The sequence below is a fragment of the Pseudomonas arcuscaelestis genome, assembly GCF_016881005.1.
Taxonomy (GTDB): domain Bacteria; phylum Pseudomonadota; class Gammaproteobacteria; order Pseudomonadales; family Pseudomonadaceae; genus Aquipseudomonas; species Aquipseudomonas arcuscaelestis.
Genome location: NZ_JACOPV010000003.1, coordinates 319,590 through 335,981, shown reverse-complemented (window position 1 = coordinate 335,981; position 16,392 = coordinate 319,590). Strand labels below are relative to the sequence as shown.

At 60.6% G+C, this 16,392-nt stretch carries 15 protein-coding genes and 2 riboswitches; of the genes, 6 read left to right on the top strand and 9 right to left on the bottom strand.

The features are described 5' to 3' along the window. Positions 1-292 precede the first annotated feature (292 nt). A complete protein-coding gene (locus H8F21_RS05915) occupies positions 293-559 on the top strand; it encodes a hypothetical protein (RefSeq protein ID WP_136476478.1) in 267 nt (88 codons plus the stop codon). A 133-nt stretch (positions 560-692) separates the two neighbouring features. On the opposite strand, the gene H8F21_RS05910 is transcribed toward H8F21_RS05915, so the two are convergent. From H8F21_RS05910 to cobW, 4 genes are all read right to left on the bottom strand, one after another. Continuing rightward, a complete protein-coding gene (locus H8F21_RS05910) occupies positions 693-1,271 on the bottom strand; it encodes a vWA domain-containing protein (RefSeq protein WP_236042910.1) in 579 nt (192 codons plus the stop codon). A gap of 83 nt (positions 1,272-1,354) precedes the next feature. Beyond that, the gene (locus tag H8F21_RS05905; RefSeq protein WP_203480880.1) at positions 1,355-2,359 is read right to left on the bottom strand and encodes an ATP-binding protein; all 1,005 of its coding nucleotides are present in this window, start codon (positions 2,357-2,359) and stop codon (positions 1,355-1,357) included. A 1-nt stretch (position 2,360) separates the two neighbouring features. Further along, a complete protein-coding gene (gene cobN, locus H8F21_RS05900; RefSeq protein ID WP_203584143.1) occupies positions 2,361-6,125 on the bottom strand; it encodes a cobaltochelatase subunit CobN in 3,765 nt (1,254 codons plus the stop codon). 3 nt (positions 6,126-6,128) lie between these two features. Further along, complete coding sequence (gene cobW / locus H8F21_RS05895) at positions 6,129-7,196, bottom strand: cobalamin biosynthesis protein CobW (protein WP_203480883.1); 1,068 nt, start codon at positions 7,194-7,196, stop codon at positions 6,129-6,131. Between the two features lie 96 nt (positions 7,197-7,292). Beyond that, positions 7,293-7,490: riboswitch (cobalamin riboswitch) on the bottom strand. 60 nt (positions 7,491-7,550) lie between these two features. Continuing rightward, a riboswitch (cobalamin riboswitch) is annotated at positions 7,551-7,782 on the top strand. A gap of 98 nt (positions 7,783-7,880) precedes the next feature. Between cobW and H8F21_RS05890 the strand changes: the two genes are divergently transcribed. From H8F21_RS05890 to H8F21_RS05870, 5 genes are read left to right on the top strand one after another with little or no spacing between them, the layout of a single operon-like run. After that, a complete protein-coding gene (locus H8F21_RS05890; protein WP_203480885.1) occupies positions 7,881-8,066 on the top strand; it encodes a CbtB domain-containing protein in 186 nt (61 codons plus the stop codon). Positions 8,067-8,076: 10 nt separating this feature from the next. After that, complete coding sequence (locus tag H8F21_RS05885) at positions 8,077-8,769, top strand: CbtA family protein (protein ID WP_203480887.1); 693 nt, start codon at positions 8,077-8,079, stop codon at positions 8,767-8,769. Between the two features lie 5 nt (positions 8,770-8,774). Further along, positions 8,775-9,176 carry a cobalamin biosynthesis protein gene (locus tag H8F21_RS05880; RefSeq protein ID WP_203480889.1) on the top strand — a complete coding sequence of 134 codons (402 nt, stop codon included), beginning with the start codon at positions 8,775-8,777 and terminating at the stop codon, positions 9,174-9,176. A gap of 27 nt (positions 9,177-9,203) precedes the next feature. Beyond that, entirely contained in the window at positions 9,204-9,953 is a 750-nt protein-coding gene (gene cobM, locus H8F21_RS05875; RefSeq protein WP_203480891.1) for a precorrin-4 C(11)-methyltransferase, read from the top strand. Positions 9,954-9,963: 10 nt separating this feature from the next. Then, complete coding sequence (locus tag H8F21_RS05870; protein WP_203480893.1) at positions 9,964-10,209, top strand: DUF1272 domain-containing protein; 246 nt, start codon at positions 9,964-9,966, stop codon at positions 10,207-10,209. Positions 10,210-10,226: 17 nt separating this feature from the next. Here H8F21_RS05870 and H8F21_RS05865 read toward each other — a convergent pair whose 3' ends face one another. From H8F21_RS05865 to H8F21_RS05845, 5 genes are read right to left on the bottom strand one after another with little or no spacing between them, the layout of a single operon-like run. Beyond that, positions 10,227-11,759 carry an MFS transporter gene (locus H8F21_RS05865; RefSeq protein ID WP_236042909.1) on the bottom strand — a complete coding sequence of 511 codons (1,533 nt, stop codon included), beginning with the start codon at positions 11,757-11,759 and terminating at the stop codon, positions 10,227-10,229. 44 nt (positions 11,760-11,803) lie between these two features. Next, on the bottom strand, positions 11,804-12,676 hold the full coding sequence (locus H8F21_RS05860; RefSeq protein WP_203480895.1) for a prephenate dehydrogenase dimerization domain-containing protein: 873 nt from the start codon (positions 12,674-12,676) through the stop codon (positions 11,804-11,806). Further along, a complete protein-coding gene (gene pabB, locus H8F21_RS05855) occupies positions 12,673-14,733 on the bottom strand; it encodes an aminodeoxychorismate synthase component I (protein WP_203584142.1) in 2,061 nt (686 codons plus the stop codon). The genes H8F21_RS05860 and pabB overlap by 4 nt, the downstream gene beginning before the upstream one ends. Next, positions 14,730-15,065: a chorismate mutase gene (locus H8F21_RS05850; protein WP_203480899.1), complete on the bottom strand. Its 336-nt coding sequence runs from the start codon at positions 15,063-15,065 to the stop codon at positions 14,730-14,732. Before H8F21_RS05850 ends, pabB begins: the two co-directional genes overlap by 4 nt. 39 nt (positions 15,066-15,104) lie before the next feature. After that, positions 15,105-16,376, bottom strand: a complete 1,272-nt coding sequence (locus H8F21_RS05845; protein WP_203480901.1) for an aminotransferase class I/II-fold pyridoxal phosphate-dependent enzyme — start codon at positions 16,374-16,376, stop codon at positions 15,105-15,107. Between the last annotated feature and the right edge of the window lie 16 nt (positions 16,377-16,392).

The following is a 16,392-nucleotide window of genomic DNA, read 5'->3' as shown; positions in this document are numbered from 1 at the left end:
TATGGAATTTTAAATAGAAACAGCACGTTGGCAGGCCCGTCTGTAACAGTAGCAACGTTGCGTCAATCGCCCACTACCGTTTGTCCATAAAGCGTGAAAACGGAGTTAAGTCCGCGTTGCTATTAAACTTCCTGTGTCGCCGGTGGCTGCGGATATGTATGTCTTGCGAAAATAGTTAACTAATTTTGCAGATTGTTGTGACTCGACCCACCCCTGCGCGCATCAGTACAAGTAACTCACCGCTAAGGCGGTTATTGATTATCTTGTTTGGGCCCACAGAGAGACCGAACCCATGAACGCCTCGCTCCGTGTCAACGAAGCACTGCTGATTGCCGACCACGCCTTCGAACCCTTCCAATGTGTTGCTTGGGATTCGCCTAACGGTACAGGTGAGCTGAGCTTGGCAGTGATCGACCGGACCAGCACCCGCATTGGCAGCAAGCAGGTGCCTAGCAGCACCTACTCCGACCCCAAGCAACTGGCAAATCTGATTGAACAGATGCGCGCCGAGTTGCAAGAACAAGGCTGCCACTTGCAACCTTGGTCGATGCCGAAGTAATTATCCGCTGCACCTGCTGAACATATAGCCGCACATCTTTTTGCTGTGCGGCTAGCAACTTTTTATTCAAAAAAGTTCAAACTGCGACAACGCGTCGCAGCCCGCCCCTCGTGCGGTTTCGTACACGCCTTATTTATTCCACAACGCTGAAACTTTCAATCGATCGGTAATCAGCCTGTATCTGCTGCGCCAATAAACGGGCACGCCCAAGGCGTACGGGCGAAGACTCGATATCGACCAACAGGCTCGGACACGGCAACGGTTGCAGGGGTTCCCAGGCTTTTAGTCGGCCGTCGGTCACGATCAGGCAGCGCTGCTGCTCATCGGGATGCTGGCGTTGACGCTGCTCAAGCCAATGCCGTGCCTGCGCCAAGGCGCCAAGCAGCGGCGTACCACCACCGGCACCGAGACTGTCGAGCCACGGCTGCAAAGCGGCCGAGGCTTTCAGACCATGACGCTGCCAGCGCGGCGCATTGCCACTGGCGGTAAGCAGGGTCAGGCGTACGCGCTGGCGATAGGCTTGGTCGAACAACGCCACCAGCAGCCCCTTGGCCTTGCTCAACGCCTGGTAGCGCCGGGTCGAGGCCGAGGCATCGACAATAACCAGCCACTGCTCATGGGCACTGGCAGTGCGTTGCTGCCAACACAGGTCCCGACGCTGAAGCGGACGGCCCTTGAGTAAGGTTGCCGGCCATGCGACCGAACCTTGCAAGGCCTCGCGAGCTCGCCCGCGCGGCCCTTGCTTGATCGGTCCCGAGCGGGGTTTGGCATCCGCCGCCTGGGACCGACGGATGCTCAGGGCTTTTTTGCCCAGTTCGGCACCTCGCGACGGGCACCGGTCGTTATCGCTTGTGGCGGCATCTCGCCCCAGGCCCCCTGCCCTTGTTCGGTGCTGGAGTCCTGGCCAGCCGGAGGCTGTGGCGCCGAGCCTTGTTCAGCCTGTGGCGGCATATCGCGGCGCCGATGACGCAGGGCAAACTCGGCCACTGCATCGATATCCTGGGCTTCAATCTGCTCAGCACCGCGCCAGGCCGCGTGCGCCCGAGCAGCGCGTAACCAGACCAGATCGGCGCGCAGGCCATCTACCCCGGCAGCAAAACAGCGCTCGGTGATCTCTGCCAGCGCCTGATCATCCAGGGCAATGCGCGCCAGGTGCTCGCGGGCCGTTTGGCAACGTTGGCGCAATTGCGCCTGCGCAGGCGCCCACTGCAGGCAAAATGCCTCTGGGTCGGCATCGAAATCCAGGCGCCGACGAATGATCTGGATACGCGCCTCGGGCGCAGGATGACCTTCGAGCACGACGTTGAGGCCGAAGCGATCGAGCAACTGCGGGCGCAGCTCACCTTCTTCCGGGTTCATTGTGCCGATCAGCACAAATCGCGCACTGTGACGATGAGAAATACCATCACGCTCGACCCGGTTGGTACCGCTGGCCGCGACATCCAGAAGCAGATCGACCAGGTGGTCGGCCAGCAGGTTGACCTCATCGACATACAGCACGCCGCCGTCGGCCTTGGCCAGCACTCCCGGGGAAAACTGCGCCTTACCCTGGCCCAGCGCGGCGTCCAGATCAAGCGTACCGACCAGGCGTTCTTCACTCGCGCCCAATGGCAAGGTTACGAACGGCCCCTCGCCAAGCAGGTCGGCAAGCCCGCGAGCCAGCGTGCTCTTGGCCATGCCGCGTGGACCTTCGATCAGCACACCGCCGATCTTTGGATCGATGGCGGTCAGGCACAACGCGAGCTTCAACTCATCGGCACCAACCACGGCAGACAGCGGAAAATGTGCGGGTTCAGTCATTTCAAGTCTCTTCTTCGCCGTCCAGCAGTTGCTCTTCGAGGGCTTCACGATAATTCCCCGGGGACTCCCACAAGCCACGCTGCTGAGCTTCCAGGAGGCGCTCGGTAATGTCGCGCAAGGCTTGCGGGTTGTGCTGGCGCATAAAGTCGCGGGTTGCAGCATCCAGCACGTAAGCCTCGGCCAGCGACTGATAGTGGTGATCGTCTATCAAATGGGTGGTGGCATCGAAAGCGAACAGGTTATCGACGGTCGCGGCCAGTTCAAAGGCACCTTTGTAGCCATGGCGCTTGACCCCGTCTATCCATTTGGGATTGAGCGCCCGCGCACGCACCACTCGATTGAGTTCCTCTTTCAGGGTGCGGATGCGCGGACGGTCTGGCTGACTGTGGTCGCCATGGTAGCTGGCTGCCTGCTTGCCCCCCAGGGTTTCAACTGCCGCCAGCATTGCACCTTGAAACTGGTAATAGTCGTTGGAGTCGAGCAGGTCATGCTCGTGATTGTCCTGATTCTGGATCACCGCCTGCACCTGACTCAGGCGCCGGGCGAAGTCGGCGCGTGCCGGGGTGCCGTCATCGGCTGCGCCGTAGGCATAGCCGCCATGATTAAGGTAAACCTCGGCAAGGTCCTTGCGCTCGTTCCATAGGTGCCCATCGACAGCATTCTGCACGCCTGCGCCATAGGCCCCAGGCTTGGCGCCGAATACACGCCAACCGGCCTGCCGTTTGGCCTGCTCGGTCGTCAAACCCTGGCGTTCGAGTTCACTGCGCTCTGCCCGCACCTTGGCCGCGAGCGGGTTCAAGTCGTCGGGCTCATCCAACGCCGCCACCGCCTGTACTGCAGCGTCAAACAGCTTGATGAGGTTGCCGAACGCATCGCGGAAGAACCCCGAGACGCGCAGCGTGACATCCACCCGCGGTCGGTCGAGCAGGCTCAAGGGGAGTATTTCGAAGTCATCGACGCGCTGGCTGCCACTCGCCCATACCGGGCGCACGCCCAGCAAGGCCATGGCCTGGGCAATATCATCGCCACCGGTGCGCATGGTCGCCGTCCCCCAAACCGACAGACCCAACTGACGCAAATGATCACCATGATCCTGCAGGTGACGTTCAAGAATCAGGTTTGCCGAAGCAAAGCCGATGCGCCATGCCGTGGTGGTCGGCAAATTGCGCACATCGACGGTAAAAAAGTTGCGTCCAGTCGGGAGCACGTCCAGGCGTCCGCGACTGGGGGCACCGCTGGGCCCGGCGGGGACAAAACGGCCTTGCAGGGCTGCCAGCAACCCGTGCATCTCTGCCGGCCCACACGCATCCAATTGCGGCGCAATGGTGTGCTGCAGGGCCAGCAACACCGCCCTTACGTCCGACCAGCCCGCCTCCTCCGGTAGTTCAACAGCGCCTGCCAGGGCTTGGGCAATGTAGGTGCCGGCGAGAATTTCCAGGCGTTCGCGGGTGTCCCCCAGCGTTCGCCATACGCCTTCATCCTGTGCCTGCAACAGCGCCGGACGCGGTCCCTGCCATGGCTGGCCAAGGTCGCAATCAAGGGGATCGAAGCCCAGCCCCATGGCCTTGGCCAATGCCCTGAGCAAACTGGCATTGGCGCCGCGGCCATCACCTCGTGCAACTCGCAGCAATGCCTGCAACGTATCGATACGCAGCCGCCCTGCGGGTGACTCGCCAAACACATGCAGACCGTCACGAATCTGCGATTCCTTGAGGTCGCACAAGTAGGTATCCAGACGCGGTAACCACACCGCAGCATCATCCAGTGCACCTTCTAGCTGCAACTCACGATCGATGTGGTTATCACGCACCAGTTCGAGAATATCGCGCTGCAACTCTCGGGCCCGGCGTGGATCGAGCAACTGCGCTTCGTAATACTCATCGGCCAGCGCTTCCAGATGTCGCAGCGGCCCGTAGGTTTCGGCACGGGTCAACGGCGGCATCAAGTGATCGATGATCACCGCCTGGGTGCGGCGCTTGGCCTGGGCGCCCTCACCCGGGTCATTGACGATAAACGGGTAGATGTTTGGCAGCGGCCCGATCAACGCATCCGGCCAGCAATTGGCGGACAAACCCACGCCCTTGCCCGGCAGCCACTCCAGGTTGCCGTGCTTGCCGACATGGATCAACGCATCGGCAGCAAAGCCATGGCGCAGCCAGAAGTAGAACGCCAGGTAGCCATGTGGCGGCACCAGGTCGGGATCGTGGTAAACCGCGCTTTGGTCCAGTTGGTAACCGCGTGCCGGCTGGATTCCGACGAAGGTCAGGCCAAACCGCAGGCCGGCAACCATCATCCGCCCGTTGCGGAACATCGGGTCGTGCTCCGCTTCGCCCCAACGTGCGCGCACTGCATCCTGGTTGGCCTGCGGCAATGCGGCAAAGGCGGCCTGATAGTCCTCCATGGCCATGCTCTGCAGGCACGGGCGCTGATCAAGGCTGTGCAGATCATTGCTGACCCCACCGAGCAGCGCCTGAATCAACGCCGTGCCGCTGCCTGGCAAGGTGCTGCTTAGCGGATAGCCCTGACGTTGCAGGGCACGCAGGATGTTCAGCGCCGCGGCCGGTGTATCCAGACCGACGCCATTGCCGATGCGGCCATCGCGTGTCGGGTAGTTGGCCAGAATCAAGGCCACGCGCTTGTCCTGATTGGGCAACTGCGCCAGTGCGCACCAACGTCGAGCCAGCTCGGCAACGAAGTCCATGCGCTCGGCATGCGGGCGATAGCAAACCACATCCGACTGGCTGCGTTCGCTACGCCAGGCCAGGTCCTTGAAGCTGATCGGGCGAGTGATGATGCGCCCGTCCAACTCCGGCAAGACGATGTGCATGGCCAGGTCGCGAGCCCCCAGGCCCTGCTCGCTGGCCTGCCAACCAGGTTGGTTGTCCTGGGCGCAAATTGCTTGCAGCACCGGAACGTCGCGGCGAAACGGACGCAGGTTCGGTTGTTCCGGGCTGGACTGGGCAAAGCCGGTGGTGTTGATGATCAGCGCAGCGTCGACCTGATCCAGCCAGTCTTCGACCTGACTCAAACAGCCGGCCTCCTTGAGACTGGCCACAGCGATAGGCAACGGGTTGAGCCCGGCGAGCTGCAAACGCTCGCAGAAGGTATCGATAAAAGCGGTGTTGGCAGCCTGCAGGTGCGAGCGGTAGAACAGTATCGGCACCACTGGCTGTTCGACCTGCCACTGGGCAAACCAGTCGTCGAGCACCGCCGTAGCTTTGCGCGGGTGATAAACCGCCGTACGTGGCAACTGCTGCGGTTCATCCCAGGGATAATCGCGCTGCAAAAGCTGATTGGCCAGGCAGTAGAACAGGTTCAGGGCATTGGCCTTGCCGCCTTGGCGCAAAAAATGCCAGAGCCGCTCGGCCTGTTGTGCGGGTACCGTACTGAGGCTGGTGAGCTCTGGGTCCGGGCGATCGTCACCCGGCACCAGAATCAACTGCACGCCACGGGCGGCAAGCTCCAGCAATTGCTCGACTCCGTAGCGCCAATAACCGACACCGCCGTGCAGCGATACCAGAATCACCTTGGCATGGCGCAGAACCTCATCGATATAGAGGTCGACCGAGGCATGATTCTGCACCTGCATCGGGTTGGCCAAGCGCAGGCTGGGGAAATCCTCGGGCAACTGCTGGGCGGTTTCGGCCAGCAGCGCCAGGTGCGAGTCACCGCTGCAGAGAATGACCAGCTCGGCTGGCGTCTGGCCGAGATCGGCAATACTGTCGTCCGGTACGAAGCCACCGGGCTGGGTCCGCAGCAGGTGCATGGATCAAGCGCTCAGCGCGGCCCGCAGGCTCGCTTCCAGTTGTAGCGCATCCAGTTCCTGGCCGATCAGTACCAGGCGCGTAGTGCGCGGCTCTTCACTGCGCCAGGCGCGGTCGAAATGCTTGTCGAAACGAGTACCGACACCCTGGATCAGCAAACGCATCGGTTTACCCGCAATTGCCGCAAAGCCCTTGACCCGCAGAATGCCGTGCTGCACGACCAATTGAGTCAAGGCATCCAGCAATTGGCTTTCGTGCACTTCGGGCAGCTCGATGGAAATCGAGTCGAAGGCGTCATGGTCATGATCATCGTGATCGTCATCATCGTGGTGCGAATCATGGTGGGTACGCCGGCCATCGATATGCGCTTCCGACTCGGCGCCCAGGCCCAGCAGCACTTCCAGAGGCAAACGGCCGCTGCTGGCTTCGATCACCTTGACCGCTGGCGGCAGCTCTTCCTGCACTTCGGCGCGGACCTTGGCCAGGTCTTGCGCAGCAATCAGGTCGGCCTTGTTCAGTACCACCAGGTCGGCGCTGGCCAGTTGGTCGGCGAACAGCTCGTGCAGCGGCGACTCATGGTCCAGGTTAGGGTCAAGTTTGCGCTGGGCATCGACCTGATCAGGGAACGCTGCGAAGGTACCGGCAGCCACTGCGGGGCTATCGACTACGGTAATGACCGCATCGACCGTGCAGGCATTGCGGATTTCCGGCCACTGGAACGCTTGGACTAGCGGCTTGGGCAGCGCCAGGCCGCTGGTTTCAATAAGAATGTGGTCAAGGTCGCCACGCCGGGCTACCAGTTCACGCATCACCGGGAAGAACTCTTCCTGCACCGTGCAGCACAGGCAACCGTTGGCCAGTTCATAGACACGACCGCTGGCCTCTTCTTCAGTGCAACCAATGCTGCACTGCTTGAGTATCTCGCCGTCGATGCCCAGCTCACCGAACTCGTTGACGATCACCGCGATGCGCCGCCCTTGGGCATTGTCGAGCATGTGCCGCAGCAGCGTCGTTTTGCCCGAGCCGAGAAAGCCGGTGACGATAGTGACGGGAAGTTTGGCCAGCGTTTTCATTGTCGATGCCCTTGGCAGGATGGCGGGCATGCGGGACGAGAACCACAGGTGCTACCACCTGGGCGCGTTCGCCACCGGATCACCCCGCCCGGTTTATGTCGGAAACTGTTCGAGGCAGGTCTCCTGGCTTGCATTGCACCGGCCGCGGGCCAGTCGAATGACGCCTTCCCGCAAAGCTGCAGTGGCTGTGTCAGACGCTTTCAATGCTTACAGTTGCGGGGGCAGCCGCGGCTTGAACCGCGTTCCCGTCTTAGCTTCGGCCGACGCCAAAGAACCTCGAAGCGGCTAGGCTACGCAGTGCCCGGTACGGGGTCAACTGCTGTCACGATTGACGCCTGACTTCGCCCATGATTTGCTAGTGCGATTCGTTTGGGTGCCCTTTACAGGGTGAAACTGGGAAACCGGTGCGTCATACACGGCTATCGAAGGGTGTACGACAAGTCCGGTGCTGCCCCCGCAACGGTAAGTGAGCAAAGCGTCAGTACCACTGTGACCGTCGTTTGGCATGGGAAGGTGACGCCCTTGGCTGAGCATACGTTTGCCAGCCCTCACCAGCCCGGAGACCGGCCCAACACTGATTTGACAAACCCGCGGTGGGCGGGCGCTGTTGCAACCCCTGGGCGACCTGCGTTCAGGGGTTTCCTGCGCTTGCCTGTTGCCGAACAACACCAAGAGGAAAGCGCCATGCGTACCAGTACCGCCAGTCACTCTACCGTTACCCCTACAAGCCTCAGCCAGCGCCTGCTGGTTGCCGTTGGTGCCTCGCTGCTGGGCCTGTGCCTGGTCTACTTCGCCGGATTTTCGCATATCGAAGCAGTGCACAACGCTGCCCACGATACGCGCCACAGCGCCGCTTTCCCTTGCCACTGAGTACTGTCCGATGATCAAGCGTATTGCAAGTACTGCAGGCTTCGCCGGACTGTTGGCTGCGCTGCTGCTGACCCTGCTGCAAAGCTTCTGGGTCGCGCCGCTGATTCTTCAGGCCGAAACCTATGAAAGCGCAGCACCGGCCGTGGAAGCACACGAGCACGCTCCCGGCGTGGCTGCCGATCACCACCACGACAGCGAAGCCTGGTCGCCCGAAGACGGTTGGCAACGCGTTGTCTCGACCACCGGCGGTAATCTGGTAGTTGCGGTCGGCTTTGCCCTGATCCTTGCCGCGCTTTACTCCCTGCGCGCCCCGAAGACCGTGATCACCGGGGCACTCTGGGGCCTGGGTGGCTTCGCCGTATTCTGCCTGGCACCAACCCTGGGCCTGCCACCGGAGCTGCCGGGTACCGCCGCTGCCGACCTGGCCCAGCGCCAGGCCTGGTGGGTGGGTACCGCTGCCGCAACCGCCGCAGGGCTTGGGTTGATCGTGTTTGCTCACAATTGGTTGTTCAAGGCCCTCGGCGTTGTGCTGCTGGTTGTGCCGCACGTTATCGGCGCCCCACAGCCTGAAGTGCATGCAATGCTTGCGCCGCAAGCACTGGAAGCCGAGTTCAAGGTCGCCTCACTGCTGACCAACGCGGCGTTCTGGCTGGCCTTGGGCCTGATCAGCGCCTGGCTGTTCCGTCGCCCAACCCAGGCTTGACTGCCATGCAGATATTCGTCGGCATCGGTTGCCGACGAGGTTGCCCGGCACAAACCCTGGGCAACCTGCTGGAACACACCCTCAAGGCCCACGACTTGCCGCTTGCGGCAGTCGCGGGTCTTGCCAGTATCGACCTCAAGGAACACGAACCCGGCCTGTATCAGTTGGCCCGGCGCCTCAATGTTCCCCTGCTGTTTTTCCCTGCTGCACAACTGGCAGCCTTCGAGACGCGCCTGAGCCATCGTTCAGCCGTCGCCTTTGAGCACAGTGGTTGCTATGGCGTTGCCGAAAGTGCAGCGCTGGCGCTGGCCGAGAAGATGGCAGGCTCGGCGCAACTGTACGTCAAGCGCACCCTGCTGAGTGACGCCAGCCTGGCATTGGCCACGGCCACAGGCTTTGGCGGATAATCAGCACTTTCTTTCCAAGGATTTCGCATGACCGTCTATTTCATCGGCGCCGGCCCCGGCGACCCCGAGCTGATCACGGTAAAAGGCCAGCGCCTGATCCATCGCTGCCCGGTGATCATCTATGCAGGCTCGCTGGTACCTGCCGCGGTGCTTGAAGGCCATCGCGCCGAGACAGTCATCAACAGCGCGCAGTTGCACCTGGCCCAGATCATCGAAGCCATTGCCCACGCCCACGCACGTGGCCAGGATGTGGCTCGCGTGCACAGTGGCGACCCCAGTCTCTATGGCGCCATCGGCGAGCAGATCCGCTGCCTGCGCGAACTGAATATTCCTTATGAAATCATTCCTGGGGTTACCGCCGTGGCTGCCAGCGCCGCCCTGCTCGGCTGCGAACTGACCTTACCGGATATTGCCCAGACCGTGATCCTCACCCGCTACGGTGACAAGTCGCCGATGCCCGCAGGCGAGCAATTGGCCGACCTTGCCCGGCATGGCAGCACCCTGGCGATACACCTTGGGGTCAAGCACCTGGAGAAGATTATCGAGGAGCTGCGCCCGCATTACGGCGGGGATTGTCCGATTGCAGTGGTGCATCGCGCCACCTGGCCGGATCAGGACTGGGTGCTCGGCAGCCTTGATGCTATTGTCCAACAGGTACAGGCCAAGGGCTTTCGCCGTACCGCGCTGATTCTGGTCGGGCGGGTGTTGGCCAGTGACAGCTTTTCCGAGTCCGCGCTGTACCGCGCCAGCCACGCTCATCTGTATCGCCCCGGCTAGAGGACTGCCCATGCTGGAACTACGACCCAATTGCGAATGCTGTGGCTGTGACCTGCCTGGCGATAGCCAGGATGCGTTGATTTGCTCGTTCGAGTGCACGTTTTGCAAAGCCTGCAATGCGCAGCACCTCAAGGGCAGATGCCCCAATTGTGCCGGCGAGCTGGTGAAGCGCCCTGCACGGGCTGCGGCGAAGCTGGTCAATAACCCTGCTTCGACCACGCGAATCGTCAAGGGCCAGGGCTGCCCAAGTCACTGACGTCAGGCCAGGCCAGGTCAGCTCAGTTCAGGCTGGGCGACCGTCGGAGGCGTTTTCAGGGTCACGCGGGCAATGACGATGGCAAGCGCCGCGAGGACGAATGTCAGCCATGACATCAAACCAATCCCGCCCTCGAATGCACGCCCGGCAATGGCCATCAACTCGCTTGCCTGATCAGTGCCCAAGGTTGCCGCCACTGTGTGAGCACCCGCCAGCGTTTCGCTGGCCAGGCGCTCTTGCAGCGAGGTAAGAAACGCCGGCAACTGTAACGCCCCCCGGTAGTAGGCCGTGACCACGCCGCCCAGCACGGTGGTCCCCAATACCACGCCCACTTCATACGCAGTTTCACTGATCGCCGAGGCGGCTCCGGCCTTGGTCGGTGGCGCGGCGGACAGAATGATGTCGTTGGACACCGTGGCGATTGCCCCGACACCGATGTTCAACAGGGCAAAGGCGACGACCAGCACGCTCAGGTTGATACCAAGGCCTGCAACCAGCAAAAATGCAGCCCCCGTGAACGCCAACAACGCCGGTATCAGTACCTGCGCTGAAACCCGCTGGGCAACGGGAACCACCAGCATCCCGACGACAATCGCCATGATTTGTCCCGGCACCAAGGCCAGGCTCGCCCGCAAGGCGGACATGTCCAGGACGATCTGCAAGAACTGGGTGGCGAAAAATACAAAGCCGACCAGGAACGCCAGGCTCATCAGGTTGATGGCAACCGAGCCGCTGAAGGTTTTGTTGCGAAACAGCGCCAGGTCCATCAAGGGCACCGGCAGCCGCAGTTGGCGCCGTACAAACAGCCAGCCACTTGCCGCACCGATGGCAAAAGCGGCTAGCGCCTGTGTGTCCAGGCCTGCACTGGCCAGATGCTTGATGCCATAGACCAGTGCGCCGAGGGCAACCATTGACTGCAGGATGCTCAAAGGATCGAGGGGCCCCGACGCATCCGCCTCGGATTCAGGCAATAGCCACGGCCCGAGGAGCAACAGGGGTATCAGTACAGGCACAGCCAGTAGAAAAATCGCCCCCCAGTCGAAAAACTCCAGCAGTATTCCGCCAACCAATGGCCCAAGTGCCGAACCTACTGTCAGAGAGGTGGCCCAGATGGCGACAGCAAGACGGCGTTCTTCGCGATCCTCGAACAGCGAGCGAATCAGCGCCAGTGTCGAGGGCATCAACATGGCGCCGAAAATTCCCATGCCGGCGCGACCGGCGATCAACTGCTCGGCACTTGCCGAGTACGCCGTCATCACTGATACGGTGGCGAAGCCCAACGACCCGATCAGCAACAATTTACGGTGACCTATCCGGTCACCCAGGCTGCCCATGGACACCAGCAACCCCGCCAATACCAGCGAGTAGGCATCGATCATCCACAGTTGCTGACTGGCCGTTGGTTGCAGCGCTTCGGCAATCTTTGGCAGGGCGAATCCCAGCACCGTGTTATCTACTGTCACCAGCAGTACCGGTAACATCAATACGGCCAATCCCCACCAGCGCTTAAGTCGAGGCTGTTGTTGGATCGCCCCTGTCGTCGATGACATGTACAAGCTCCATTATCAAGCGGGCTCTCACCCTGCATAGGTTTTCAGTTCAGCTGTGAAAAAATCCGTTGGCAGTCCAGGGCACCCCTGTCCACGCGTGAGCCCAAGGCAGTGGTGATGGTCTGCAGGTCATGCTTGAAACGTTGGTAATCCTCATCGCTGACTATTCTGATCAAACGCTCCATTCCCTGCACCAGCGCGTCACGCTGCTGACTCGCCTGATGGTTTTCCTGCTGTATGCCCCAATACACCTCGGCTGGATTGACCAACAGGCGAGACAGCAACGCCAGCATCGTGCGCATTGGCGGTGGCATGACCTCCTCGATCAGTGCCAGGTCCAGCGACGACTTCGCCAGCGCCATGCCAAAGCCAATGATGGCGGCATGAGGCAATGCCTGACAAAGCGCCATCAACTCATCATGACTGGCAGGCGTCATACGCCTGATATTCATACCGGCCGCGATCAACGCCGTTTCAATGAACGATAGAGTCGCCCCCTCGTCGTCCCGGCAGATCGCGACTGTACGCCCCTGGACCGAAAGCTTCGGAGAAAACATTGGATTGATGCCAATGAACGGCTGCTGCGCGGCCTGCGCTCTCAAGGCACTGTAGAAAGGCCCTTGAACCGAGCAGGTCGGGATGAATACAACGTCCACCGACACAACCTGCAGCACCCAGCCAATCGCATCGACGGCAACGCGTTCGGGTAACGCGAAGACCACAGCGATGGCATTGCTGAAGAGCTGTGCGCTATCGCTGGGTGGATTGTTCACGTCTACCTGGTGATGCTCATCCTCATGTTCGCCAGCGCGACAATCGAGCACCCTGGTGTGCAATCCTTGTTGTTTGAGAACACTGCAGATCAGCGTGCCGACCAGACCGCCGCCGCCCAACACGACAACCGTGTCATTGGTCATTGCCGGCACCCGGCGACAAAACTGTAATAAGGGACACTGGCCTTGACCAGGGTCTCTTCGAGTTCCTGCGCCGGGTCGGAATGGGCGACGATGGCGCCGCCGATACCGAACTCGGCCTGCTGGTTCTGCAGCACTGCGGTGCGAATAACGATACTCAGCTCTGCCCCGCCTCTGAATGATATCCAGCCTAACGCGCCGGAGTAGACACCACGCGCCGAGGACTCCAGGGCATCGATGATCTCCATGGTGCGTTTTTTCGGCGCGCCGGTCATCGAGCCGCCTGGGAAGCAGGCGCGGATAGCCTCTACGCTGGACATCCCCGGTGCCAGGTGCCCGCGAACGGTGGAAACCAGTTGATGCACCGAAGAGAAACTTTCCACCGCGAAAATTTCCGGTACATGCACACTGCCGGCCCGGCACACACCGTTCAAATCATGACGCACCAGATCGACAATCATCAGATTCTCGGCACGATCCTTGGTGGCGACGGCCAGGTCTTCGCGCAACTGCAGATCTTCGCTGGCGTCTGCGCTGCGCGGTCGTGTGCCCTTGATCGGCCGCGACTCGATGACACCGTTGGCGTCGATTCGCAGGAACGTTTCTGGAGAGGCGCTGAGCACCGAAAATCGCTCGAACTGCAAAAATGCGCCATAGGGTACCGGGCTCGCCGCACGCATCCGGCGATACGCATCGAGCGGCGTACCCTCGTAGGCAACCCTGGCACGGTTGGTCAGGCATATTTCATAAGACTCGCCATCGTTGATGTACTGCAGCGACTGCCTGATCTTGTCGATGTACTCCCGCGGGCTGTCGTCCAGGACCATATCGAGTCCATGCACGGCTCCCGGTACAAACTGCTGAGGTTCGTCGACGATTCGATTTGTAGCTAAATCACCCGGCGGCCAATCGGGCTGCTCGCCGGTTTTGCTCATCAAGCATTCGTAGAGTCTGTGCTGGTGGTGATCGAAGACGAAAAAATGCGGGGTAAAGATGAAACTGGCGTCGGGGTATTCGGAGCGATAGACCTTGTTCCCACCCACCAACGACTTCAACTCGTAGCCCAGGTACCCGACCAAACCACCACTGAATACGAAGGGCAGATTCTCCGGCAACGTCACCTGAACCGTTTCAATGATTTGGCCGATCAGCGTGAAGCAGTCGCCCTCGACTTGAAGGCGTCCGTTTGCCCCCTCCAGGGTCAGGCGCTCGTAATTGACGTTGTACTCAAGACGGACCGCCCCCGGCGTCTGGCCACTGCCCATGATCGAGTAGCGCGCGTTGGGCCTTTCTGATTTTTCACTGTCGAGCCAGAACGCATAGCGGTCAGTGCCATACCGCTGCGCAAACAATGCCAATGGCTCGACTTGCCCGTTATGCTCTCGGAAGCTCAAATGCATGTTCGACAGGCCGCCGGCGGCGATGAATAGGTCAGCCGCCGATTGACGCCCCAGGCTGCCCCCCGGTTGCGAGCGATGGATGCAATTGTGTTCCAGGGCCATGCGTACAAAATTGCTGAGTAGCGCATGTCCATATTCAGAATCGATCGATTCGGGATGAAACTGCACCCCCCAAAGCGGACGATGGCTGTGCTCTATCGCCATGACTACGCCGTCATCGGTCCAGGCAGTGCAATGCAGGTCATCCGGCAGGTGAGTACAGGTCAAGGAGTGATAGCGAACAACCTCGAACTGCTCCGGCAGATCGCGGAACAATCCTTTTCCGGTATGGGTAATACGGCTGCGGTAGCCATGTACCGGGCTGGGTGCATGGGCGACCGTCCCCCCCAGAAACTGTGCGATACCCTGATGACCCAGGCAGATGCCGAGCAAGGGCACCGTCGACTGCACAATCACCTCTGCACACACCCCAAAGTCTTCGTCTGATCCTGGGTGGCCAGGGCCAGGTGAGACAACAATGGCGTCGTAGTCTTCGATGTTCAGGTCGCTGTAGCCCACCGTATTGGGCAGCGTATCGGCCCATACTCCGGTTACCTCGTACAGGTACTGGGCAATGTTGTGGGTGAAGGAGTCGAAGTTATCGAGGAGCAGTATCTTCATGCCTGCCCTTCCTGGTGCAGTCGCTGATTGATCAACTGGTTCTCTTGCACACAGGTCTCTTCGATAATGAGCCTGAAGATCGACTCGACGTACCCGGCATTCAACCCCGACCGGACAGCTTTCGCCTTGATCGTGTCGAGTACCTGGGTAATACGCTGCGGCTGCATCATTGCGATACCATGCGCGGCCTTGAGTTCAGCGATTACCATGCAGACCTGCATACGTTGGCACAGCAACTCGACCAATTCGTTATTGATCACATCCAGTCGGTCCCGCTGGGGTTGCAAAATAGTCGCGGTAGCGGCGGGTAACGTTCCTTGTAGCGTCATCATCACATCTCCTCTTGTAAGGCCACTTGAAGCCGCTGGGCCTCAGCCTTGAGCGACCGACTTACCCGGCGATTTCCACAACTTCGCGTGCGCAATCTCGCTCAGCGCGACGCCTACCTGCCGTATGTCGTTTTCACTGTGAATCGCCGAGATCGCAAAGCGCAGCATCGCCTGCCCCTGGGCGATGATGGGATAGAACACCGGAAACAGCAGAACGCCGTAGGCGCGCAGGATTCTCGCGGCTTGCAGGCCAGCCTCTTCTGAGTCGAACAGCGCACCCCGGACCGGCGATTGAATACCGGCGTTGAGCATCTGCTTGCCGGTTACGGCGTCGAACAACGCCACGTTCTTCCATAGCCGCTGCTGCAACACACCCACTTCTTCACTGAGATGAATTTTTGCCGCAGCCACATTGGCCGCTTGCATCGGCAACATAATCGAATGGCCAAACACCATCGGGTTGGCGAGGGTCTGGATGGTTGCGATGTCGCCTGGGTCGGCCACCACGATGAAACCACCTGCGCCGCCGAACCCCTTGGACAGCGACCCCGCCAACAGCATGTTTACCGGCAAGACCTGGCCTACCGCATTGAAGGCATAGCCCGCGCCGTGCTGCCCGGTAATTGAAATGCCGTGAGCATCATCGACGTAGAGATAACCGCCCGCCCGCTGCAACTGTGCGCAGCGTTCTGCGATAGGTACCTGGCCACTCATCGAACCGATGCCGTCGATCAGCAAGACCGGCGTTTGCTGAGTGTGGCTACAGCGCTTGAGCGCCTCGTCCATCGATTCCGGGTCGGTCGATTCGACTCGCGACACTTCCCCAAACTGCTCAAGAATACCCCTGAGCACCTGCATGGAAGCATGCGCGGTCTTGTCCATCAGCCAATGCACGCGCCTGGGTACCGGATAGCCTTTGAGCGAGCCACTGCCCAGCAGGGGTAGCACGCCAAGGTGCACGCTGCTGGTCGAGGTAAACACCGTGACGCCGCAGCCTGGATATATTTCACCCAACAGGGTTTCAAGCTGCGGCAGATAGACCGGGCGCATGGCACTGCGCGACGAAGACAGGTGCAAGCCGCCAACCCTCATGGCTTGACGCGCCGCCTCCATCAGGGCTGGATGAGTTTCCAGGCCCAGATAGGAGCAGGACACAAACTCGGTGAACGTCTCACCGTCCTGCAGGGTGATGCGTTTGCCCACCCGGCGCGTAACAGTGAAGCCAGTCAGACCCTCTTTGAGCGCGGTTGCCAATGCGCTGCTGGTGTTGTCACGACGAGCCGTCATCCAATCCTGTTTGCTCTGTGTATTCATTGCACCAAGCTCCTTT